The organism is Paraburkholderia sp. SIMBA_027, assembly GCF_046535315.1.
Classification (GTDB): domain Bacteria; phylum Pseudomonadota; class Gammaproteobacteria; order Burkholderiales; family Burkholderiaceae; genus Paraburkholderia; species Paraburkholderia tropica.
Window position 1 is genome coordinate 120,011 of sequence record NZ_JAWRWY010000015.1, and the last position, 22,996, is coordinate 143,006.

Here is a 22,996-nt window from a genome sequence, read left to right on the forward strand (position 1 = left end):
GCGCCCGTCACACCTTCCGGGCCGACAAACTCAGGCGGTTGGAAACGCGATCTTGATGCGCAGACCGCCTTCGGGATGGTTCGACACTTCGCAGCGTCCGCCCTGATTGCGCACGAGACGCGTGACGATCGCGAGACCGAGTCCGCAATGCCCTTCGCCGCCGCGCGCTTCGTCCAGCCGCACGAACGGCTTGAGCGCCGCGGCCACGCGTTCGGCGGGAATGCCGGGACCGTGATCGCGGACTTCGATAATCCAGTTCGACCCTTCGCGGCGCGTGCCGATTTCCACCGGCGGTTCGCCGTGTTCGAGCGCATTGTCGACGAGATTCGACACTAGCCGGTCGAGCAGCGTGCGCGGCATGCGAAAGCCCGCACCGGCGCGCAGATCGAGACGGAACAGCGTGTCTTCCTCCTCCGCCGTATCGGATGAAAACTGCTCGCGCAACAGCGAATCCACGTCCACTTCGGGACCGGATTCCGGCCGTTGCCGCGCGAATTCCAGAAACTGCTGCACGATGTCGTTGAGCGAATCGACTTCGCGCGTGAACTGTTCGCGCTCGCGCTCGGACCCCAGCATGCTCGCGCGCAGCTTCAGGCGCGTGAGCGGCGACTTCAGATCGTGCGCCACGCCCGCGAGCATGATGGCCTGATCGTCGTCGGCTTCGTTGAGCTGTTTCATCATGCCGTTGAACGAGCCGATCAGTTCGCGCAGTTCGCGCGGACCGAGTTCGTCGACGGGCGGCGGACGATTGCCCGAGCCGAACGCGCGCGCGGTCTGCGCGACGATCGACAGCGGGCGCTGCATCTGCCACACGGCGAGCAGCGCGAGCAGCAGCGAGACCGCGAGCATCGACGCGAATTGCGGCACCAGATTGGGCGGCGGCGGCAGGTCGATCGGCGCGACGATCCACGTGGGATGGCCGGGAAAGCGCACCCAGAGCGTCGCGCGATTGCGCGTGTCGGCGAGAATTTCGGTGCCGGCGGGCAGGTCGCGCAGCAGTTGCCGGCGCAGGTCCGCGAGCGGTTCGCGCTTCGGCACCTCGAGCTTCACGTCGGCGGGCATGTTCCAGGTGGGCACGAGATGCACGCGCAACGCGGGTGCGAGTTCGAGCTCGTTGGGCGCCGCGCCGGTGGCGGCGTGCAGCATCAGCAGCAGGCCGCGCTCGAAGCCCTCGACTTCATGGCGGCGCGGCTGCGGCGCGAACACGACGAACCAGCACGCCTGAATCGCGAACAGCACGAGCGCCGACATCAGCGCCATGCGCCCGAACAGCGTATTCAACGGATTGTTCATGCATTCACGCGATCATGCGCCGCCGTCGGGATCCTGGGCATCCTCGGCGTCGTGGGCGTCGGTGTCAGCGGTTTCGCCTTCGCGCAGCGGCACGAACACATAGCCCTTGCCGCGTACCGTTTGCACGAAACGCGGTTGCGAGGGATCGTCTTCGATCACGCGGCGCAGGCGCCAGATCGGCACGTCGAGACTGCGCTCGTGGAATTCGAGGCCGTCGGCATGCAGCAGATCGTGAATGAGCACGCGCGAGAGCACGCGGTAAGGGTGTCGCGTGAAGACCTTCAGCAAGGCGAATTCGCCGTCGCGCAGCGCCACGCGCTCGCCGTCGCGCAACAGCGTGCGCGTCTCGAAATCGAGCTCGAAGGGGCCAAAGCGGCAGCGTTCGCGTGCTTCCGGCGCACCCGCGGGTACCGCGCCGCGACGGCGCAGCACGGTCTGGATGCGCAGCAACAGTTCCTGCGGATCGAACGGCTTGGCGACGTAATCGTCCGCACCGAGCGTGAGGCCCGCGATGCGGTCGGCGACCGCGCCGCGTGCGGACGCGAAGATCACCGGAATGTCGTCGCCTTTCGCACGCAGGGCGGCGAGGGCGCGCAGGCCGTCGGTGCCGGGCATCATGACGTCCAGCACGACGACAGCAGGCCGCTCGCGTTCGAGACGCTGACCGAGATGCGTGCCATCGTGCAGGACCGAGGCTTCGAAGCCGTTGGCCCGCAGGAAGCGGGAGAGAAGATCGCGCACGACCGGATCGTCGTCGACGATGAGAACGTGTGGACTCATCGTGAAATTTTAATGCTTATCGACGGCTTACAGAATAGCGGCGTTCTTTCTATTTCTTACTCGGGCTTACCTGGGGTGGGTTTTCGCGGCGCGGGCTTGCGTATCCCATTCGCCGCGAGCGCCCTGTCTTACTTCGCGGCGAGTGCGCTTTCCTGCACCGGCGCTTGAGCGGCTTGCGTCGAATCGGTCGCGGCAGCGGATTTTTCTTCCGACGAATGCGCAGCAGCAGCGGCCGGCTTCGCGGCAGACGGTGCGTCGAGCGAGGCAATGCCCGCGGCCTTCGCGAAGGCCGTGCCCGAACCCGCCATGCTGGCGGCCTTGGCCGAGGTTTCCGCCGTGGCGGCCGGCTTGGCCGACTTCGCCGGCGCGACTTCGTCAGCCGGGATGGCGTGCGTATGTGCATCGGCGAGATGCTTCTGGCGCGCGTCGGCAGCAACGCCGCTCGGCATTTTTTCCAGATGCAGCGAGGCGTCGGTGTGCGCGCCGGCGAGCTTCGCGCCCGTCTTCGGCGCGGCCTTCGAGCCGTCGGCCGTCGGGGCCGGCTTGTCGCTCTGGCCCTTCGGCGCAGCGTCGATGCCCTTCATTTCCAGCACGGCGTCCTGTGCGGAAGGCGCGAGGTGCTGATCGACCACGCCGTCCTTCACGCGTTGCACGCTGGCTTGCTTGCCGTGTTGCAGATCGCCCTGAAGTTCGGCGATGCGGCGGTTATACCAGTCCGTCACGCAAGCCTTGTCCTTGCAGTTGTGCTGGCGCCATTGCCACTGGCTCACGCGGTCGGCTTCGAGCGCCGTCGTGTCGGGCGTCGCGTCGAGCGCGCTGTGATAGAGCGCGGCGAGTTTGTCGTCGAGCGCGGACAGCGTCGGATCGTTGCACACGAGGCGCTCGGATGCCGAGGCGTTGTGCGGGCAGTGAAAGCTCGCCGCCTGAGCGAACGGCGAACCGGCGAGCGACGCGAAGAGCGCGAGCGCAGCGACGTTCAGGCCGCGGCGAAGGGAGTGAGCGCGACGGATTTTCTGTTCTCGATTCATGGCAGGCACGATGTTGTATGAAATAGCGGGGGACGACGGGCGGCTAGTCCGGCGTCGCCACGGCGCGAGGCGCCGCGATGAGAACAATAGCTCAGCGCCTCTGGCGCAAAGCGGCGCTCAACGGGTCGATTGCGTCCACCGCTTACGAAACATTTCATCCATTACGCGTGCGGTAAGTTGTGCGGGTGTTTCGACGGCCTGAACCCGTGCAGCATGCTTTCCGGTCCTTACTTCGCGTGAGATTTGCGAAGAACTGGAAAGCGCTTGTCAACAATGGCCGATGTCCCGCCCATCGTGTGGTGCGCTTTACCTTGATGATGCATGACGAGCCCTGCCGCCTGCATCCCTTCGCATCGCGCGCGCAGCCCATCGACGCGTCATGTCATCGTTCCCATGCCCCATCCTTTTCGCTCCAACGTCCGCCGCGCGGCCCGCCTTGCCGCCGCGCTCGGCGCTGCGCTCGCGCTCAATGGCTGCGCCTGGACGCTGATCACCGCCGCCGATGCAACGGGCTCCGTGATCCAGGCGGGTTATGCGGTCGCGGCGAATTACTCGTCGCCGAGATTCGTGACCGGGCGGCCGGTGAATATCGCGTCGATCTGCATCGAGAACAATCCGATGGTGACGTCGGCCGATTTCGTGCCGTCGCTGCAACTCGTGCTGGCGCAGCGCGGCGTGACTTCGGACGTCTACAGCCCCGGTACCGAGCCGGTTACCTGCGAGGGGCGGCTGGTTTACAACGCGTCGATCGAATACGGCAAGCCGACGTTCAGCGACGACAGCCGCGCGTATCTGTCCACCATCAATCTGACGATCTTCTTGCATAACCATATTGCGGTGACAGCGCGTTACGAAGTGCGCGGGCTCGGCACCGACCGCTTTTCTAGCGCGGCGGTGAAGCTCAAGGGCCTGCTGGACAGCATGGTGGTGGATCAGACGCAACTGGGTTCGACGTTCGAGTCCGCTTCGCGCGGCCTGTAGTCTTTCACGCCGCATATTCAGGAAAGGAATGGAAAGGCGGCGGGCCTATGCCGGTCCGTTTGCGTCCCTTACGATTTGTGCATGGCAAATAATATTTTTCTCGTCGACGACGATCCCGTCGTGCGCGACGTTACCGCCGAATATCTGCAAATGCGCGGCTTCACCGTGACGAAGCTGCCGTCCGCGCGCGCCTTGCAGCAGCAGTTGCGCACCGAGCGGCCGCAGGTCGTGGTGCTCGACATCATGATGCCGGAGCTGGATGGCATCAGCGCCTTGCGCGCGCTGCGCGAAAGCGGCGACGACCTGCCTGTGATCCTGCTCACCGCGCGCAACGAGGTGATCGACCGCGTGCTCGGCCTCGAATTCGGCGCCGACGATTACGTGGGCAAGCCCTTCGATCCAGGCGAGCTGGCCGCGCGTATCCGTACGGTCATGCGCCGCCGCAGCGTGTCGAACTCGACGGGTGCGCCGGAAAGTCGCGCCTCGTTCCGCTTCGGCCCGTACGAACTCGATTTCCGCTCGCGCGAGCTGTATCGCGACGAAGAACGCATTCCGCTGCGGTCGAGCGAATTCGCGTTCCTGAAGCTGTTCGTCAATCACGCGATGACGATTCTGTCGCGCGAACGCATCATCGAAATCGTCTACGGCGAAGCGGGGCGTTATCGCAATCGCAGTCTCGACGTGGCGATCTGGCGTTTGCGCCGGCTGATCGAAACCGATCCGTCCGAGCCGCGTTATCTGCAGACGGTCTGGGGACACGGCTACGTGTTCGTGCCGGACGGCGAAGTCGGTTTCGCCGAGCGCTACAGCGTATACGCGGGTGACATGCCCGACGCCGCGCAGGAAGAGTGAGCGGCGCGGTTCAGTTCAGTTCAGTCGGCGAGCGATGTCGGCCTGACTGAACTTTCGCGATGAAATAAAAACGGCGCGCCATCGAGGCGCGCCGTTTTTGCTTGCCCGATGCTTCAGGCAAGCATCGGAATGCAGCATCAACGCAGCATCAGAACGTGAGCACGCTCAGGAACATGCGCTGCAGCCAGCCGACCGTGGTCGCGTCGTTGAGCATGCCATGGCCCACCTGTTCGATACGCGCGTTGGCGATCTTGCTCGAATCGACGTAGTTGTCCGACTCCACGTCGTTCGGATTGACGATGCCCGAGAGACGCAGACGCTGATGCTCGCCGCTCATCGCAATGATCTTTTCGCCCGACACCACGAGATTGCCCGTCGGCGTCTTGCTGATGACCGTCACGGCCAGCGTGCCCGTCATGTCGCTCGACAGCGTGTGGCTGCCCGTGCCGTTGAACGTCGTCGACGCCGAGCCGATATTGAACAGGCGCGCGAGACGTGCTGCCGCGCCCGTCGATTGATCGGCGGCGGTGGCGGTGATGGTGCTGTCGCGTTTCGCGGAAGCGGCCGCGGTGTCGGCGCCGTTGTAAGTTTCGGAGAGGCGGATCGTGAGCACGTCGCCGATACGCTGCGCGCGCGGCGTTTCATACAGCGCGATGGCGGTGCCTTGCTGATAGATCGAGCCGCCCGTGTTGACGTTCAGCGGCGGTTCGGCGAGCGGCGGCGTCATCGGCGTGTTGACGATCGATTCGGGCGAGGTCGCGCACCCCGAGAACGCAGCGAATGCCGATGCGCACAGCAGCACACGCGGCAGCGCAAAAGAAAGGCGCGCGAAGTGCTTGCAGGAAGGTAAGGAGTGCGATTGATTGGAAAGCATAAGTAAGAAGCGCTCGCGTGAAGGCGTCGTCGGGTCAGTGGGCGTGCGTGGCGATCAGCCTTCGTCGAACTGGCTGATCTTGAGCGCGCGTTCGATGCCCTTCGCGCGCGGACTCGCGGGTTTAAGCAGGTAAGTCAGGGTGGCGTGACCGCCGTTCGGCATCAGACAGATCGTGATCGTGCTCGACGCGTTGTCCCATTCGAGCAGTGGCAGCGACGGATCGCCGGCCATGCGCGGCGCGCCGTAACGCGAGGCCAGCAGATCGCGCAGGTCGAATGCGGTCGCGGCATCGACGACAAACGACATTTCATAGAGACGTAGCGGCTCGCCCGCGGATTCGTGCGCGAAACGCAGCACGTGATCGCTCGCCGGCACGCCATCCACGACGGCATGCGAAGGCGTCCAGCCTTGCGGCGTGCGATGCGCCCAGCGGCACGCGATCGTCAGGCTCGCATAGCTCTTGAACGGCATGCCGATGTCGCCGCCGGCCACGTCGGTTTCGCAAACCAGCGCGCTTTCGTGCGGCGTGGCGCGGACCGTGTTGGCCTCGCGCAATTCAGTCAGCGTGACGCCGAGCGCAATGCCGCGAAACGAGAACGGCGTGTCGTCCAGGGCGACGGCGCGTGAACGCGCCGCCGCGGTGACGGGCGTCGGACGACGCTTCTTGACCTTGTTGCGCGGCGCCTGTGCGCTGGCCGTCTTTTGCGGCGCGGGCGCAGGCGCGGATGCGGCGTTCGCCTGCACGATGGCAGGCGCGCTGGCAGGCGCAACGACAGGTGCGCTGACGACGGGCGTCGGAAGCGGCGTGATGCGCCCTTCGAAGCTCGTGTCGGCGCTCGCCGGTGCGGCCAGCGTGCCGGCAAGCGCTGCAGCGGCAGCGCAGGTCAGGAAAGCAGTCAGAGACGCCCGTTTCATCGAGTGGACCTCGATCAGTCAATAGCCGCCGCGCACGCGTCGAACGGCACGGCTGCGGGATGCCCAACCACCGGCACGATCTTCACCGTCGCCGAGACGAGCCGGCAAGGTAATGCCGCTACCGCACAACCTTCGAGCGGCAGGGTGAGGCAGGCGAGTGCAATCACCGCAGCGGCGCGCAGCCCATGCAATGCCGCACGCGACAGGTGATGTGCGCGCTTTGCCTTCAGCGGCGCCTCTTGCGACAGCGAATTCGTCATGCGGTGGTATTGATGTTGTGGCCGAGCGGACCGACCGGCGTGCCGGGATGCACGGTTTCCGGTTGGGCGGAATGGTTGCCGGCGGAGCCTGCGCTGCCGGAGTTCTTGTTGCGGTTAGGGTCGAACGTCGTCAAGGGCGACGAGTGGCCGACGCTGCTGGAGCCGATAGGGCTGGTCATGATGGGCCTCCTGGGCGGATTGACACAAAAAGGAGGGGGCGCACGTAGAGGGGTGCGCGCCCCCGCGTTACGCCGATAGGGGAAGTAGTCGACGAGCGGCGATAGCATCTTCGCGTCTACGTCTGTTGCGTGAAGCAATAATCAATGGGGCCTTTGATTCAAGCCTTACGAGTCCTTCCGGTCGTATACAAATGCGCAAGAAGCGGAAGGAAAACGGGCGCGGGCGAGCGCGAAAAACGCGGGTTGAAATCGGCTGGACGAGGGCGGGCGCGAGACGGTGTAGTGTTCGATGCAAGCCTTGTCGGATCTGGCGTTGCGCGAGGCGGCGCGGGCGCGCGAATGCGGGTGGAACGAAGCGCGAGGCGAGCGTTTTTCGCGACGAGACTGACGCGTGAAAAGTCGCTGAAAGCGGCCTTTCACGGTAATGATTTCGGATTTGGCGTGTTGCGGTGCTGGAAAGTTGTGCGCGAAAGGTCTTTGGACGTTGCGTGAAGCGGTGCTTTTCCAGTGCGTGTTGATCGACTGGAAAGCCTGTCAATCAAGGGGTTTCGGCGCGAATCGCGAGGTCGCGCGAGCGGATGCATTGGCCGGGCTTTGTCGTCCGGAAAAGGTTTTCTGTTGATGTGAAGCGCGGCATTGCAGTCCGCGTGAATGAAATTTCTCGCGATTTTCCTTGTTATGTCTTACCTGCGAGGAAGGTTTGTAATGGGCGTTTTCCTTCGAAATCCCGCATCTCACGCACGCGTGGCGCTCGTCACTCGGACCTGTTTCTCCAGGCCCGCCATGCGCGCCACGAGCGGTTTCGCGCACGCGTTCCAATCTATTGCGTCCGTATTGCGTCCACATTGCGCCCGAGCGCGGCGCCCGGAAAGGAAGCGAAAGGAAAACGCTGGTATATTTCCCGTCCCATCGGCGCAACGCCGGAACCCCATTCCCGAGGCCCTGGAGATGACCCGTAAATTCATCCTCAAAGACGACAAGACCGACCACAACGGCGTCGTGATGGACGGTATCGAAGGATCGTCGTATCACGGACGTCCGCTCGCCTATATCGGCGCGCCGGTGATGTGCCAGACCTGCTCGAAGCAGGGTGTGATCGTCTCCGATGGCGGTCCGCACACGATGACCGTGATGGGCAAGGTGGTCGCGCTCGAAAACGACCTCTGCCAGTGCGAGTGCCAGCCGCAGCCGAAGCTCGTGGCGTCGATGGCTACGGGCACGCTGGCCGGCAGCTAAGCCTCCGTTTTCGTGCTGCTTGAGCTGATTACGCCGACCGCGCTTATACGCCGACCGGATCGGCCCGCACGTCGACGGCCACGTCGACGCGATGCGCGCCGCCGCCCAGAATGACCCCGCGCAGCAGCGACACGTCGCTGTAATCGCGTCCGACCGCGAGCGTCACGTGGCCCTGATCGGCGAGCACGTCGTTGGTCGGATCGAGATCGATCCAGCCCGCTTGCGGCACGTGCAGCGACACCCACGCATGCGAGGCATCCGCGCCGATCATCGGCGTCGCGCCCTCGGGCGGATCGTTGCGCAGATAACCGCTCACATAGCGCGCCGCGAGACCCAGCGAGCGCAGCCCGCCGATCATCACCTGCGCGAAATCCTGACACACGCCGTGACGCAGTTCGAAGGCGCGCGCGGCCGGTGTGTCGAAGGCCGTCGCCGCCGGACGATAGTCGAAATCGCGATGCATGCGGTGCATCAGGTCGATGGCCGCCGCCAGCACCGGCGCGCCCGGCGTGAAACTCTCCAGCGCATACGCGCGTAACGCGGGCGAAAGCGCGATATTCGGCGACGCACAGCAAAACTCCGACTCCGCATGAAACGCGCCGCCCGCCGTGTAGCGCAGCGCGTTCGCCACGTCTTCCCACGCGGGCGTGGCGTCGGCGTCGAGCGCGTCGTAGCGCGGCGCGAGCAGCACGCTCGTTTCCATCGTCATCTGCAGATAGTCGTGCGGGGCGTCGAACGAAAAATACAGCACGTCGTTGCCGAATGCGTCGCGTCGGCTCGTCTGATACGAGGGCGCGGGCTCGATGCGCTCGCGGTGTTCGAGCACGCGCTGCCACGGCAGTTCGAGCGGACGGATGGTCGCGAGATGCTGCGCCGTTTCGACCAGCGTCGAATAGCGATAGGTCGTGCGATGCGTGACGGACAGGCGCGTGCCGCTCATGACCACACCTGCGCGGCGAGCGGCATCGCGTGGCTGAACCAGCGCGCGCTGATTTCGTTCGAGGCGGCCGCCATGCGTGCGGCGAGCGCGTCGCACAGCGCGGTGAGCGCGGGATAGCGGCCGTCCTCGCCGGGGTCGCAAATCGCTTCGAGATCGGGCAGCGCGTCGACGGGCGCGAGCTGCGCGGCGAACGGCTCGCGGCGCGGGCCGCCCGCCGCCTGGGCGATTTCGTCGAGACGCGTGCGCAGGCGGTCGTACACGCCGTAGAGGCCGCGCGGATTGGTCGGATCGGTGACGATCAGGTCGAGCAGCGCGGGCACTTCGAGTCGTCCCGGATACAGCGTGCGATAGGTCAGCGTGCTGTCGAACAGTTGCAGCAGCACGTCGAAACCGGCGGGCGTGGCGAGCGTGCGTTCGTGCGCCGCGATGCGCAGCACGCCCGCCATCGCCGCCACGCGCTCGATATGGCGGCCCGCGAACAGCAGACGCCAGGCCTCGTCGCGCGTCATGCGGTCGCCCTGGCAGCCGCTGATCGCGCTCAGTTGCGTGGCGAGCGCGTCGAGCGCGCGGATCAGCGCCATGCGGTCGTACGGCGTGGGCTGGCGGAATTCGAGCAGCACGCCCTGGCGCGCGGGCGCGGGGGCGAGCGAGAGCGCCTGCAGCGCGTCGCGGAAGTCGTTGCGCGCGGCGAGCACGGTGCGCCAGTGATCGCTCGACAGACGCCCGCGTATTTCGCCGCACGCGTAGGCCTGGCTCGCGAGCATCTGGCCGATGCTGGGGGCGCGCGCGCTTTCGTGCAGATTGGCGACCAGCTCGCGCTCGAAGCCGTCGAGGCCGCGGCGGCGACCGGCGAGGGGTTCCTCGGTGTTCGCCGGAGTCGTCGCGCCCGCGCCCGTCACCAGGCCGCTCGCGGCGGCCAGTTCGGTGAAGGTGCCGAACAGTTCCTCGGCGTCGCTGCCTTCGAGCGAGCCGAGAATCAGGCGGCACAGGCGCACGGCGTTTTCGGCGCGCTCGCCGTATCGGCCTGCCCAGAAGAGGTTTTCGGCGGCGCGGCTCGACACGCGGCGATGCTCGCGGCGCAGATCGGAGGGCTTCATCGGAGTCGGCAGCAGCGAAAACGCCGTGCCGGGCTGGCTCGACAGCACCCAGGTATCGACGCTGCTGCCGCCCACCTGCATCGATACGGATTCCTGATGTTCGGCCGCGAGGCGCGTGAAGCCGCCCGGCAGCACGCGCCAGCCGCATGTCTGGTCGGCGATGGCGTAGACGCGCAGCACCGCGGGCCGCGCGCCAAGCATGGGCGCGCCGCCGGAGGCGTCGGCGCGGTCCTGGTCGGCGGCGTTGTCGTAGCGCGGCGTGTAGCTGTAGTTCAACGGCTGCTGGACCGTGAAGGCGTCGGGCAGTTGCTCGATGCGCGCGCGCCAGTCGGCGAGCAATTGCGGGCCTGCCGCGAGGCCCGGCGGCGTGGCGCGCTTGCTGTCCCTGGCGTGCGCGCCGCCGGGCCAGGTCGGCACCAGTAGCGCTTCGGGCAATTGCGTGAGCGCGTCGCGCCACGCCGCGTCCTCGCCGCACCACCACGTCGGCACGCCGGGCAGCACGAGCGGCTCGCCGAGCAGCGCCTGCGCGATGCCGGGCATGAAGCCGTGCAGCGCGGGCGACTCCACGAAGCCGGCGCCCGGCACGTTCGAGACCATCACGTTGCCCGCGCGCATCACCTGGAGCAGTCCGGGCACGCCGATGGTCGAGTCGGCGCGCAGTTCGACCGGGTCGCAGAACGTATCGTCGAGACGGCGCAGCACGGCATGCACGCGCTCCAGGCCGCCGAGCGTCTTCAGGTAGAGCATGTCGTCGCGCACCGTGAGGTCCTTGCCCTCGACCAGCGTGAGGCCGAGATAGCGCGCGAGAAACACATGCTCGAAATAGGTCTCGCTGAACGGCCCAGGCGTCAGCAGCACGATATGCGGCGAGCCGCCGCGCGCGCTGTGCTCGTCGGCGCGCATGATCGCGCGCGCGGCGTCCGCGAGCGTGGCGATCAGTTGCGAATACGAGGGCGCGAGCCGGTGCACGCGCATCGCGCGAAACGGCTCGGCGAACAGGCTGGACACGATCAGGCGGTTTTCGAGCAGATAGCCGAGCCCGGACGGCGCCTCGGTGCGATGCGAGACCACGGTCCACTGGCCGTCGGGCGCGCGCGCGAGGTCGAGCGCGACGATCTGCAGATACTGCCGATCCGGCGGCGTGTAGCCTTTCACTGCGCGCAGATAGCCGGGGTGGCCGAACACCAGCGCGCCCGGCAGCAGGCCGCGTGCGAGCAGCGTCTGCGGCCCGTAGATATCGGCGACGATCTCGTTGAGCAGCCGCGCGCGCTGCGCCACGCCGCGCTCGATCAGCGCCCATTCGTCTTCGTCGATCAACAGCGGCAGCAGGTCGAGCGACCACGGACGCGGGCCGCCGCGATCGGCGTAGACGTTATAGGTGATGTCGTTTTCGCGCACCTGGCGCGCGACCGAGGCCGCCGCGCCGTCGAGCCCCGCCGCGCCCGCCTTGCCGAGCAGCGCGAAAAACTGGCGCCACGGTTCGCGCAAGGCGCCGTCCGGCGCGCGCAGTTCGTCCCAGTGGCCCTCGCGCACGGGAAGCGAGCGCAGCGGCGCTAGCGCGAGGGCTTCGTCGGCGGCGGAATCGAACGGCAGGGTGGATTGAGTCGGCAAGATCGTCGCTGCTGCGCCTGGGCGCGAATGGCGACGCGCCCCGGCAAGCGGGGCGCGTCTTCGGTTGGGGCTTGGGTTGGCGTGTCAGTCAACCGTGTTATCGGCAGAAATCAGCCACGCCGCAGATCCAGCGTAAACGGAAACTCAAGGCTGCGCGAGGGCGGCGCGGCCTCGAACGGCCCGGGCGTGTGCCCGGTCGTGAAGAAGCGCGCGCGCCGCCGGCTCTCCGCCTCGTACGCGTTGACCGGAAACGTCTGATAATTGCGACCGCCCGGATGCGCAACATGATACTGGCATCCGCCGATGGCGCGGCCGCTCCACGTATCGACGATATCGATCGTGAGCGGCGCATGCACGCCGATGGTCGGATGCAGCGACGCCGCCTGGCGCCACGCGCGAAAGCGCACGCCCGCCACGCTTTCGCTGACGCGTCCGGTCGGCTGGAGCGGCAGCGCGTGGCCATTGACGGTCACGAGATGGCGGCTTTCGTTCAGGCCCAGCACGCGCACTTCCAGACGTTCCACCGACGAATCCACGTAACGCACCGTGCCACCCGGCGCGCCTTCCTCGCCCATTACGTGCCACGGTTCGAGCGCGTTGCGCAGCGTGAGCGCGATGCCGCTCGTCTGCAATTCGCCCACCACCGGGAAGCGGAATTCGAAGTGCGGCGCGAACCAGCCGGCGTCGAGCGCGAAGCCCGCGTCGCGCAGCTCGGCCAGCACGTCGTCGAAATCCATCTGCACGAAAGTCGAGAGCATGAAGCGGTCGTGCAGCTCGGTGCCCCAGCGCGTCAGGCGCTGCGTGTACGGCGTGCGCCAGAAGCGCGCCACCAGCGCGCGCAGCAGCAGTTGCTGCGCGAGGCTCATGCGCGCGTGCGGCGGCATTTCGAAACCGCGCAGTTCCAGCAGGCCAAGGCGGCCGGTGGGGCCGTCGGGCGAATAGAGCTTGTCGATGCAGAACTCGGCGCGGTGCGTGTTGCCGGTCACGTCGATCAGGATGTTGCGCAGCGCGCGATCGATCAGCCAGGGCGGCACGGGCGCGCCGCTTCCGCCATTCATGCTGGCGTCCCCGAAACCGCGCAGCAGATCGACTTGCCGCTGGATCTCCGCGAAGGCGATTTCGAGCTCGTAGACCTGGTCGTTGCGCGCTTCGTCGACGCGCGGCGCCTGGCTCGTCGGCCCGATAAAGAGGCCCGAAAACAGATACGACAGCGACGGATGGTTGTGCCAGTACGCGATCAGGCTCGCGAGCAGGTCGGGACGGCGCAGGAACGGGCTGTCGGCGGGCGTGGCGCCGCCGAGCACGAGGTGATTGCCGCCGCCGGTGCCGGTGTGGCGGCCGTCGAGCATGAACTTCTCGGACGAGAGCGCGGTTTCGTGCGCGGCGCGGTAGAGGAATTCGGTGCGCTCGACCAGTTCTTCCCAGTTCGACGACGGGTGGATGTTCACCTCGATCACGCCGGGGTCGGGCGTGACCTGGAGCATTTTCAGGCGCGCGTCGCGCGGCGGCGGATAGCCTTCGACCACGACGGGCAACGCGAGGTCGCCGGCGGTGGCTTCGACGGCGGCGAGCAGGTCGAGATAGTCGTCGAGTTCGGTGAGCGGCGGCATGAAGACGTGCAACTGGCCTTGTCCGCTGCCGAACGCGTCGGCTTCGGCTTTCGGACCGGCGGCGCGCGCCGGGTCGCGGGCTTCGACGCACAGCGCCGTGCGGCGGATCCAGGCGGCGGATTCGCCGCGTTGCGGGTAGCGATCGGTGAAGTTGGCGTGGGCGGCCCGGTCGTCGGCGAGGCCGCGCGGGCTTTCATCATCGCCACTGCCGTCAGCGCAAGCATCAGCACCCACCGCGCCGCCTGCATCGCCATATGCCTGCGCGCCCAGCTCAAAACCTTCGCGATACTGCATGCGCAATTCGGCGGCGCTGCGCAGCGGCTCGGCGGGCGCGAACGGATCGTGCGTGTGCTGCCACGGATAGTCGGCCGCCGCCACCCACGGCAGCGAGTCGAGCGGCAGGCGATAGCCCATCGGCGAGTCGCCCGGCATCAGATACATGCGCTCGTCGCGGAAGAACCACGGGCCGCTGACCCAGCGCGGCGACTGCAGCGCCGGCAGCGCGGACGACGCGCGCTCGCGCACCAGCGGCAGCACGTAGCCGGTCACGGCGTCGAGCCCCGCGTCGAAGACGCGGCGCAGGCGCAGGCGTTCGAGTTCGTCGTCGAGACGCGATTCGAACGGATCGACGTTCACGGGCAGGCGGCGCTCGCGCCACAGGTAATACCAGGTGTCCTCGTAGCCGGGCTGCACGTATTTCGGCTCGACGCCCAGCTTGCCCGCGAGATGCGCGATGAAGCGCTGCGCGTCGGCGGCCGTGTGATGCGTGGGCGTGCGCTCGTCGGCGAACAAGGACGGATCGTGCCAGCACGGCTGGCCGTCGGCGCGCCAGAACAGCGAGAGCGCCCACCGCGGCAACTGCTCGCCCGGATACCACTTGCCCTGGCCGATGTGCAGAAAGCCGCGCGCGCCGTACTGCGCGCGCAGTTTGTCCATCAGCGCGATGGCGTAGCGGCGTTTGGTCGGGCCGAGCGCGTCGGTGTTCCATTCCGGTGCATCGCGGTCGCGCTCGGCCACGAAGGTCGGCTCGCCGCCCATCGTCAGGCGCACGTCCTGGCCGGTCAGCGCGGCGTCCACCTGCGCGCCCATCGCCTGCATCGCCGCCCATTGCTCGTCGGTGTAGGGCTTGGTGACGCGCGGCGTTTCCAGCACGCGCTCGATCGTCATCGAATGCTCGAATTCGACTTCGCAGTCGTCGAGCGCGCCGGAAATGGGCGCGGCGCTGCCCGGTTCAGGCGTGCAGGCGACCGGAATATGGCCTTCGCCCGCGAGCAGGCCCGAAGTCGGATCGAAGCCGATCCAGCCCGCGCCCGGCAGATAGACCTCGCACCACGCGTGCAGGTCGGTGAAGTCGTATTCGGCGCCGACCGGGCCGTCGATCGCCTTCACATCGGGCTTCAACTGCAGCAGATAACCCGACACGAAACGCGCCGCGAGCCCGAGCTGGCGCAGCGTCTGCACCAGCAGCCAGCCGGTGTCGCGGCACGAACCCGAACCCTTCTCCAGCGTTTCCTCGGGTGTCTGCACGCCCGGCTCCATGCGGATCAAATAGCCGATCTCGCTTTGCAGGCGCTGATTGAGCCCGACCAGAAAGTCGATCGTGCGGGTCTCGGCGGACGGCGTGCGGTCGATCGACTCGATGAAGGCGGCGAAACGCGGCGTCGGCTCGCTGCGCACGAGATAGGGCGCGAGTTCGGCGGCCAGCTCGGGCGTGTAGGCGAACGGAAAGTGCTCGGCGCCCGGTTCGAGGAAGAAGTCGAACGGGTTGTAGACGGCCATTTCCGCGACCAGATCGATGGTCACGCGGAACTCGCGCATCGGCTCCGGAAAGGCCAGCCGCGCCTGGTAGTTGGAAAACGGGTCCTGCTGCCAGTTCACGAAGTGATCGGCGGGCTCCACGCGCATCGAATACGAGACGATGGGCGTGCGGCAGTGCGGCGCCGGGCGCAGCCGCACGATGTGGGGCGCGAGATGCACGAGCCGGTCGTAGCGGTACTGCGTGACATGGTTTAACGCGACACGGATGGACACATCCGACTCCTCGATCGACGTGGACGATGAAACAGGGCGCGCGCGCGGCGCGTGGCTATGATGCCGGGACAACGAGTGCGCGATGTGACAGCCGCGCGCGGCACGCCGCGTGCTTCGCGAGGCTGCGCGCGCGCGGCATGCGCCTCGCGCGGCACACTCACCCCGGGACGGCGGCGATGAAAACCTTTCACTGCGATCACTGCAATCAACTGGTGTTTTTCGAGAACGAGCGCTGCGAACGCTGCGACGCGCGGCTCGGCTACGTGCCGCAAAGCGGCGAGATGCACGCGTTCGAGGCGGCGGGCGACGGCTTGTGGCGCATCCAGCGCCAGGCCGCGGCGGCGGAGGGCGAGCAAGCGGCCGCGCTGTTCCGCCAATGTCACAACTACGCGGTCGAAAATATCTGCAACGGCATGATCGCCGCCGATTCGCCCGACACGCTCTGCCGTGCCTGCCAGTTCACGCGCACGATTCCCGATCTCTCGCGGCCCGACAACCGCGTCTACTGGTATCGGCTCGAAACCGCCAAGCGGCGTCTGCTCGCCACGCTGACCTCGCTCGGCCTGCCGCTCGCCACACGCGCGGAAGATCCCGAACACGGCCTGCAATTCGAGTTTCTCGAAGACACCGGCGACGGCCAGCGCGTGCTCACCGGCCACGATCACGGTCTCATCACGATGAACATCGCCGAAGCCGACGACGCTCATCGCGAACGCACGCGCGTCTCGTTGCACGAACCGTATCGCACGCTGCTCGGCCATTTCCGCCACGAAGTCGGCCATTACTATTTCGACCGCCTCGTGATGGAGACGCGCCGCATCGAGCCGTTTCGCACGCTGTTCGGCGACGAGCGCGCCAATTACGCCGATGCGCTCGCCGCGCATTACGCCAACGGTGCCGCGCCCGATTGGGCCGAGCGCTACGTGAGCGCCTACGCGTCCGTGCATCCGTGGGAGGATTGGGCGGAAACGTGGGCGCATTACCTGCATATCGTCGATACGCTCGACACGGCCACCGCCTGCGGGCTCGCGCTGCTGCCCGAGCGCCGCGACGAACCGGTGCTGCTCGACCAGACGCCCGTCGACGAAGCGAGCTTCGATAACCTGATGGCGCGCTGGTTTCCGCTCACCTACGTGCTGAACAGCCTGAACCGCAGCCTCGGCATGCCGGACGGCTATCCGTTCGCGCTGGCCCCGCCGGTCATCGACAAATTGCGGTTCGTTCATCGCGTGATTTCGGCTGCGGCTGCGGCTGCGGCTTCGGGCTCGGCTGCGTCGCAACCGGCATGAGACCGTTTGATCCGGTTTCCTGACCGATTGTGCGGTTGCGCGATTGCGCGATTGCACAGTTCGCGGCTCAGCGTTCGAGCACCCACGTGTCCTTGGTGCCGCCGCCCTGCGAGGAATTGACGACGAGCGAGCCCTCGCGCAGCGCCACGCGCGTGAGGCCGCCCGGCACCATGCGCACTTCCTTGCCCGAGAGCACGAACGGACGCAGATCGATATGGCGCGGCGCGATGCCCGCTTCCACCCACGTCGGGCAGGTCGAGAGCGAGAGCGTCGGCTGCGCGATGTATTTGTCGGGATTCGCGAGCAGCGCCGCGCGGAACGCCTCGATTTCGGCTTTCGTCGACGCCGGGCCGATCAGCATGCCGTAGCCGCCCGCGCCGTGCGTTTCCTTCACGACGAGATCGGCCAGATGATCGAGCACGTACTGGAGATCGTCGGGCTTGCGGCACATCCACGTCGGCACGTTGTTGAGCAGCGGTTCTTCGCCCAGATAGAAGCGCACCATGTCGGGCACGTAGGGGTAGATCGACTTGTCGTCGGCGACGCCCGTGCCCACCGCGTTGCACAGCGTGACGTTGCCCTTGCGGTAGACGTTCATCAGGCCCGCCGCGCCGAGCGTGGAATCGGGACGGAAGACGAGCGGGTCGAGAAAGTCGTCGTCCACGCGGCGGTATATCACGTCGATGCGCTGCGGCCCCTGCGTCGTGCGCATGTACAGATAGTCGTTGTCGACGAACAGGTCCTGACCTTCGACCAGCTCGCAGCCCATCTGCTGCGCGAGGAACGCGTGCTCGAAATACGCCGAGTTGTACATGCCCGGCGTGAGCACGACCACGGTGGGATTGTCGGCGCCCGAGGGCGCGGCGGCGCGCAGCGTGTCGAGCAGCAGGTCGGGATAATGCGCGACGGGCGCGATGCGGTTGCGCACGAACAGATCCGGAAAGAGCCGCATCATCATCTTGCGGTTTTCGAGCATGTACGAGACGCCCGACGGCACGCGCAGATTGTCTTCGAGCACGTAGAACTCGCCCTCGTCGGCGCGCACGATGTCGATGCCCGCGATATGCGCGTAGATGTCGCGCGCGACGTTCACGCCCTGCATTTCCGGGCGATATTGCGCGTTGTTCAGGATCTGGTCGGCGGGCACGATGCCGCGCTTGACGATCTCCTGATCGTGATAAATATCGTGGATAAAGCGGTTCAGCGCATTCACGCGCTGGCGCAGGCCGCGCTCCAGCTTGTTCCATTCGTCGCGCTGGAAAATGCGCGGAATCACGTCGAAGGGAATCGTGCGCTCGGTGCCCGCGCCGGTGACGTCCTTCTCGCCATAGACGGCGAAGGTGATGCCCACGCGCCGGAAGATCGTGTCGGCTTCCGCGCGCTTCTTGTGCATCTGCTGCTCGCTCTGGCCGCGCATCCACGCGAAAAATTCGCGGTAATGCGCGCGCGGTTCGCCCACCTGAGCGAACGCCGTGGCGGCCACGCCCCGAACGTCGAATTGCCCTTGCTCGAACATCTCGTTGAAGAAGGCTTGCGTCATAGATAGTTCTTCCGTCCGCTGCTGGTTCGTTCTAAATACGGTTCTTGCGGTCGCGTGCTTCCGTTTCGGGCCAGAACGCCCGATGCAACTTCCATGCCGACGCGAGCATGGCAAGGCGCGCCGCTCAGAACTCCATGTCGAGCTCGTCGATGTCCTCCGTTTCCGCCTTCGCGGCGGCGATCCATTCGGCCACATACGGTTGTTTGAGCACGCGCATGCAGTACTCGCCGATGTCGGGGTCGATCGGCACGTCGTAGGTGAGCAGACGCGTGACGACGGGGGCGTACATGGCGTCGGCGGCGCCGATCTCGCCGAACAGCCAGGGGCCGCCGTAGCGCTGGAGACAGTCGCGCCAGATCGTCACGATGCGTTCGATGTCGTCGTGCGCGCGCGACCAGATGCGGAACGACGGAAAGTGGCCGCGCAGGTTCATCGGCAGCGCGGAGCGCAGCGCGCCGAAGCCCGAGTGCATTTCGCCGCACACCGAGCGGCAGTGCGCGCGCGCCTTGCGGTCGGCGGGCAGCAGATGCGCCTGCGGGCGGATTTCGTTGAGGTATTCGCAGATGGCGAGCGTGTCCCAGATCTCGTTGCCGTCGTGGCGCAGGCAGGGCACGAGAATCGACGGCGAGAGCAGCAGCAGTTCGGCGCGCGCGGCGGCGTCGTCGATCGGCACGGCGAGCGTTTCGAATTCGAGACCCGCGAGTTTCGCGAGCAGCCAGCCGCGCATCGACCACGACGAATAATTGCGGCTGCTGATCGTCAAGGTCGTATTCGTCTGACTTGTCTGACTAGCCATGCGGCCTCCTCGGGCATCACACCCGCATCACACCAATCTGTAGCGCGGCGCACAGCGTTCGGGCGCGATGCACCGCGAAGGGACGCCGCGCCCGAAAGCGCACGGCTTCGCGGTGCGCGCCTTCACGTGCGCTCACGCGCAGTCACGGGCCGGTCGTACGGATATCACACGAACGTAACAATGCTGTGAAGCCGCGCCGCGCTGTGACGCGCCGCGCATGCGCGAATCCTTCGCCCGTGTGTTCGTCGTCCTTGCGCCGTTTGTCCGTCGAGCCGTCACCGAAAAATTGCAAGCACCGTGCCAATGAGCGCGCACGAGCCTGCCGAACCGCGAGTGGCATAGCTATTGCCTCTCTTGCGCCCATTGCCGCTCATCCCCGATCAGGAGCTTGCGCCCATGAACCTGCTTGCCTATCCGGCCTATCAGGCGTTCGCGGATTTCACGCGCCCGTGGCGCGCCGCCGCCTCGTTCGCGCGCGCGGCGCTCGCTGAGTGGTCCGCTGCGTGGCCCACCGCGTGGCCCACCGCGTGGCCCACCTTCGCGACCGGCATCGACGCGCGTTATCTCGACGCCTGCTGGGAACAGATCGAAATGGCCGGGCTCACGCACGCGCGGCCGCCGTTCGGCATCGACGTCGTGCAGGTGGACGGCGTGCGCACGCCGGTGACGGAGGAGGTCGTCAAGCGCACGCCGTTCGGCTCGCTGCTGCACTTTCGCAAGGACACGCCCGCGCCGCAGCCGCGCGTGCTGCTGGTCGCGCCGATGTCGGGCCACTTCGCGACGCTGCTGCGCGGCACCGTGCGCACCATGCTCGCCGATCACGACGTCTACATCACCGACTGGCACAATCCGCGCGACGTGCCGCTGTCGGCGGGGCGTTTCGGTTTCGACGAATACGTCGAGCACGTGATGGCGTTCATCCGCCGCATCGGGCCGGACGCGCATCTGGTCGCGATCTGCCAGCCGACCGTGGCCGCGCTCGCCGCCGTCTCGCTGATGGCCGCCGACAACGATCCCGCGCAGCCCGCGAGCATGACGCTGATGGCGGGGCCGATCGACTGCCGCGTGAATCCGACCAAGGTCAACGACCTCGCCAACAGCAAGCCGATCGAGTGGTTCGAGCGCAATCTGATCAGCGCCGTGCCGGGCGGTTTTCCCGGCGCGCAGCGGCGCGTCTATCCGGGCTTCGTGCAGTTGAGCGCGTTCATGTCGATGAATCTGGAGCGACATCTGGCCTCGTTCGAGGAGATGCGCCACGAGCGCGCGAAGGGCGACCCCGCGAAAGCCGACGCGGTCCGCGTGTTCTATCGCGAGTATTTCGCTACCACGGACCTGACGGCCGAGTTCTATCTGGAGACGGTCAGCGCGGTGTTCCAGCAGTACGCGCTGCCGCTCGGCAAGCTGAAGGTGGGCGAGCGCCTCGTCGAACCGCATGCGATCCGGCGCACCGCATTGCTCACGATCGAAGGCGAAAAAGACGATATCTGCGCCGTCGGTCAGACGGTGGCCGCGCAGGAGTTGTGCTCCGGCCTGCGTCCTTATATGAAGACGCATCACGTGCAGACCGGCGCGGGGCATTACGGCGTGTTCAACGGACGCCGCTGGGACACGCAGATCTACCCGCTGGTGCGCGCGACGATCCACGATCACGAGCCGCGCGCGCGGCGCATCGGCGCGGCTTCGACGACGTCGGCCACCGCGGACGCGGGTCAGGTCACGCTGGGCGCGCTGCTCGCCGCCGAAGCGCACGCGGAAGCCGTCATCGCGCGCGCCGCGCAGGCCTAGACGTCGATACAAGCGGCGCGACGGCGCGCCGCCGCGTCACGGCGCCGCTGGTGCCGCGTCCTCCTGCCACGGCGTGGGCGCGGGCACCTCGCAGGGCGCGTCCACGTCGATCGACTTGAAGTCGGCGGGGCTCACGATCTCCAGGTACTCCATGTCGGGCGAATAATCGAACAGGAAATGCGCGATGCCCGGCGCCTGATGCACGCAATCGCCCGCCTCGACCAGCGTTTCGCGATCGCCATACATGAAGCGCGCCCAGCCCTTGAGCATGATGACGATATGGAAGTCCGCCTCGTGGCGATGCCAGCCCGTGCCGGCTTCGGGCGCTTCGTTGGCCCTGACGAGCTGCGCGACCACTTTGCCGTGCGTGGCCTCGGTAATGCCGAGGTCGCGATAGACGAAGAAGTCGCGCAGGCCGCCGCCCTTGAAATCCGTGTCCTGCGGTTTGACGTGCGAAAAGCCCGTGGCGAATCCGGTTTGCATGACAGGTCTCCCGATGAAAAAACGCGCGCCGACAATCAAGCATGCTCTGTTCCAGCATGCTTAGAACGCGTCATTTCCACATTAAAGGCGCAGAAAGCAATTCGATTAATTAAATCGCTGGACTTTACGCGCCAATTCAGTGCGGACTTTCCTTTTTTCAATAAATAAAATCCCAAATGCGGGGCGTCGATGCATTAAGACCGGCGGGCAAGACGCGCACGCGACGAAGTCGTCTCAAAATGCGTCCTGCATCGCAAAAAAGCGGTTCCCTGACTTATCGAGACTGCTTCTTACTCAATCTATCGTCTGCCTCTTACGCAATCTTTCTGCGCGAGACGGCATGCGGGCGGCGTTCTCATTCGTTTTGAATACCGTCTGTCCGTCGCGAATTATTCGACGAGATGAATAACGATTCGTCATTACGCGCCACTATTCCCGCCATCGAGATGAATCGTGCTCACATAAGAGCATTCCGCGAGCGGCGAATGGTCCGGCGGCGCGGCGCGATGCCGCACTCCGGATCCGCGCCACACGCCCGTCCGACAGCCGTTCCGGCGAACGATCGTGCGGCATTTTCGTATTACAAAAAAGTGACAGTCGGATGAAAGAATCGGTAACGCCGGCTGTCTCTAAAAGGGGAGCTATCAAGCGTTTGGCAGAAATATCGTCGGATTAACAATATATGCGTGCGTTATACTTCGGCTTCCGAGAAGGCGGTGCTGATTTTGTATGAAACATTTCAAGGCTTAGTCTGAAATGTTGCGATTGCTTATCAGACTGCGCTCGATATTTCAAATAGCTTTCAATGCGCGCGGTAGTCAGGCGGGGGCCTGTGGCACGTCACGTGCGAGCCACGAACGCCGTGTTGCGAAGTGTGCAAAACCTTTGCGTTTCCGACCTGAACTGGACCAGCCTGCCCATGCCGACCGTCGTCGATTTTCTGCTTGAGCAACATCTTTCCCCCCAGTGGCGCGGCCTGTTGCGGGCCCTCGCCGCGGAATTCGAGTCCCAGCTGAGCCCTGACGAACTGCGTCAACTGATGTTCCGCGTCGGCGCGCGTTTCGCCGAAAGCCATGCGTTGCCGCCGTGCGAGTCCACCGACGACCTCGCCGATGCGTTGAATGCGCACTGGTCGGGCATTCAGTGGGGCTACGTGGAACTCGCCGACGAAGGCGACTACCTGCGCATCATCCATTACGGCGCGCCGCTCGCGGCGTTCGGCGGCGCGGCGCTCGCCTGGACGCCCGCCTTCCTGCAAGGCTGCTACCAGGCCTGGCTCGACGCCATGGGCGCGGCCGAACTGGTGGTGGCGCAGGCGGACGTGCCCGACGAAGGTTTCGTCGTCGAATTCCGTCTCGCGCGCGCAACAGCCTGAAGTCGGGCGCCGCGCGTGCCGTTATAGACACCTGTCGCCCG

At 66.2% G+C, this 22,996-nt stretch carries 19 protein-coding genes; 6 read left to right on the forward strand and 13 right to left on the reverse strand.

Annotated features, from left to right (window positions below; translation table 11 throughout):
• Positions 1–30 precede the first annotated feature (30 nt).
• The 3 genes from SB764_RS27055 to SB764_RS27065 form a co-directional block, all read right to left on the reverse strand.
• Positions 31–1,293, reverse strand: coding sequence for an ATP-binding protein (locus SB764_RS27055; RefSeq protein ID WP_065060907.1), 1,263 nt, complete (start codon positions 1,291–1,293; stop codon positions 31–33).
• Between the two features lie 12 nt (positions 1,294–1,305).
• A complete protein-coding gene (locus SB764_RS27060; RefSeq protein WP_183714709.1) occupies positions 1,306–2,073 on the reverse strand; it encodes a response regulator in 768 nt (255 codons plus the stop codon).
• Positions 2,074–2,201: 128 nt separating this feature from the next.
• The gene (locus SB764_RS27065; protein WP_074981958.1) at positions 2,202–3,101 is read right to left on the reverse strand and encodes a lysozyme inhibitor LprI family protein; all 900 of its coding nucleotides are present in this window, start codon (positions 3,099–3,101) and stop codon (positions 2,202–2,204) included.
• A gap of 393 nt (positions 3,102–3,494) precedes the next feature.
• Between SB764_RS27065 and SB764_RS27070 the strand changes: the two genes are divergently transcribed.
• Together SB764_RS27070 and SB764_RS27075 are read left to right on the forward strand one after the other, a co-directional pair.
• Positions 3,495–4,082: a hypothetical protein gene (locus tag SB764_RS27070; protein ID WP_065060904.1), complete on the forward strand. Its 588-nt coding sequence runs from the start codon at positions 3,495–3,497 to the stop codon at positions 4,080–4,082.
• A gap of 81 nt (positions 4,083–4,163) precedes the next feature.
• Positions 4,164–4,934 carry a response regulator gene (locus tag SB764_RS27075; RefSeq protein ID WP_410865639.1) on the forward strand — a complete coding sequence of 257 codons (771 nt, stop codon included), beginning with the start codon at positions 4,164–4,166 and terminating at the stop codon, positions 4,932–4,934.
• A gap of 148 nt (positions 4,935–5,082) precedes the next feature.
• On the opposite strand, the gene SB764_RS27080 is transcribed toward SB764_RS27075, so the two are convergent.
• Genes SB764_RS27080 through SB764_RS27095 form a run of 4 tightly spaced genes read right to left on the reverse strand, consistent with a single transcriptional unit; the run spans position 5,083 to position 7,162 of the window.
• The gene (locus SB764_RS27080) at positions 5,083–5,808 is read right to left on the reverse strand and encodes a flagellar basal body L-ring protein FlgH (protein ID WP_080180786.1); all 726 of its coding nucleotides are present in this window, start codon (positions 5,806–5,808) and stop codon (positions 5,083–5,085) included.
• Positions 5,809–5,862: 54 nt separating this feature from the next.
• Complete coding sequence (locus tag SB764_RS27085; protein ID WP_074981960.1) at positions 5,863–6,723, reverse strand: hypothetical protein; 861 nt, start codon at positions 6,721–6,723, stop codon at positions 5,863–5,865.
• A gap of 14 nt (positions 6,724–6,737) precedes the next feature.
• Positions 6,738–6,983, reverse strand: a complete 246-nt coding sequence (locus SB764_RS27090) for a DUF6726 family protein (RefSeq protein ID WP_065060901.1) — start codon at positions 6,981–6,983, stop codon at positions 6,738–6,740.
• Positions 6,980–7,162, reverse strand: coding sequence for a hypothetical protein (locus SB764_RS27095; RefSeq protein ID WP_065060900.1), 183 nt, complete (start codon positions 7,160–7,162; stop codon positions 6,980–6,982). The genes SB764_RS27090 and SB764_RS27095 overlap by 4 nt, the downstream gene beginning before the upstream one ends.
• A 948-nt stretch (positions 7,163–8,110) precedes the next feature.
• Here SB764_RS27095 and SB764_RS27100 point away from each other — a divergent pair.
• The gene (locus SB764_RS27100) at positions 8,111–8,398 is read left to right on the forward strand and encodes a PAAR domain-containing protein (protein WP_410865641.1); all 288 of its coding nucleotides are present in this window, start codon (positions 8,111–8,113) and stop codon (positions 8,396–8,398) included.
• Between the two features lie 43 nt (positions 8,399–8,441).
• Here the strand turns inward: SB764_RS27100 and SB764_RS27105 are convergent, their stop codons facing one another.
• From SB764_RS27105 to SB764_RS27115, 3 genes are all read right to left on the reverse strand, one after another.
• Positions 8,442–9,338: a transglutaminase family protein gene (locus SB764_RS27105; RefSeq protein ID WP_410865643.1), complete on the reverse strand. Its 897-nt coding sequence runs from the start codon at positions 9,336–9,338 to the stop codon at positions 8,442–8,444.
• Positions 9,335–12,046 carry a circularly permuted type 2 ATP-grasp protein gene (locus SB764_RS27110; RefSeq protein WP_065060897.1) on the reverse strand — a complete coding sequence of 904 codons (2,712 nt, stop codon included), beginning with the start codon at positions 12,044–12,046 and terminating at the stop codon, positions 9,335–9,337. The genes SB764_RS27105 and SB764_RS27110 overlap by 4 nt, the downstream gene beginning before the upstream one ends.
• A 110-nt stretch (positions 12,047–12,156) precedes the next feature.
• Entirely contained in the window at positions 12,157–15,687 is a 3,531-nt protein-coding gene (locus SB764_RS27115) for a DUF2126 domain-containing protein (protein ID WP_410865645.1), read from the reverse strand.
• Positions 15,688–15,863: 176 nt separating this feature from the next.
• Between SB764_RS27115 and SB764_RS27120 the strand changes: the two genes are divergently transcribed.
• On the forward strand, positions 15,864–16,976 hold the full coding sequence (locus tag SB764_RS27120; RefSeq protein WP_410865647.1) for a putative zinc-binding metallopeptidase: 1,113 nt from the start codon (positions 15,864–15,866) through the stop codon (positions 16,974–16,976).
• Positions 16,977–17,043: 67 nt separating this feature from the next.
• Here the strand turns inward: SB764_RS27120 and SB764_RS27125 are convergent, their stop codons facing one another.
• Complete coding sequence (locus SB764_RS27125) at positions 17,044–18,516, reverse strand: circularly permuted type 2 ATP-grasp protein (RefSeq protein ID WP_065060895.1); 1,473 nt, start codon at positions 18,514–18,516, stop codon at positions 17,044–17,046.
• Between the two features lie 124 nt (positions 18,517–18,640).
• Positions 18,641–19,312, reverse strand: coding sequence for a glutathione S-transferase family protein (locus tag SB764_RS27130; protein ID WP_065060894.1), 672 nt, complete (start codon positions 19,310–19,312; stop codon positions 18,641–18,643).
• 396 nt (positions 19,313–19,708) lie between these two features.
• Between SB764_RS27130 and SB764_RS27135 the strand changes: the two genes are divergently transcribed.
• The gene (locus tag SB764_RS27135; RefSeq protein ID WP_410865649.1) at positions 19,709–21,097 is read left to right on the forward strand and encodes a polyhydroxyalkanoate depolymerase; all 1,389 of its coding nucleotides are present in this window, start codon (positions 19,709–19,711) and stop codon (positions 21,095–21,097) included.
• A gap of 36 nt (positions 21,098–21,133) precedes the next feature.
• On the opposite strand, the gene SB764_RS27140 is transcribed toward SB764_RS27135, so the two are convergent.
• Positions 21,134–21,580: a cupin domain-containing protein gene (locus SB764_RS27140; RefSeq protein WP_065060893.1), complete on the reverse strand. Its 447-nt coding sequence runs from the start codon at positions 21,578–21,580 to the stop codon at positions 21,134–21,136.
• Positions 21,581–22,499: 919 nt separating this feature from the next.
• Between SB764_RS27140 and bcsD the strand changes: the two genes are divergently transcribed.
• Positions 22,500–22,955: a cellulose biosynthesis protein BcsD gene (bcsD, locus tag SB764_RS27145; protein ID WP_065060892.1), complete on the forward strand. Its 456-nt coding sequence runs from the start codon at positions 22,500–22,502 to the stop codon at positions 22,953–22,955.
• Positions 22,956–22,996: the final 41 nt, after the last annotated feature.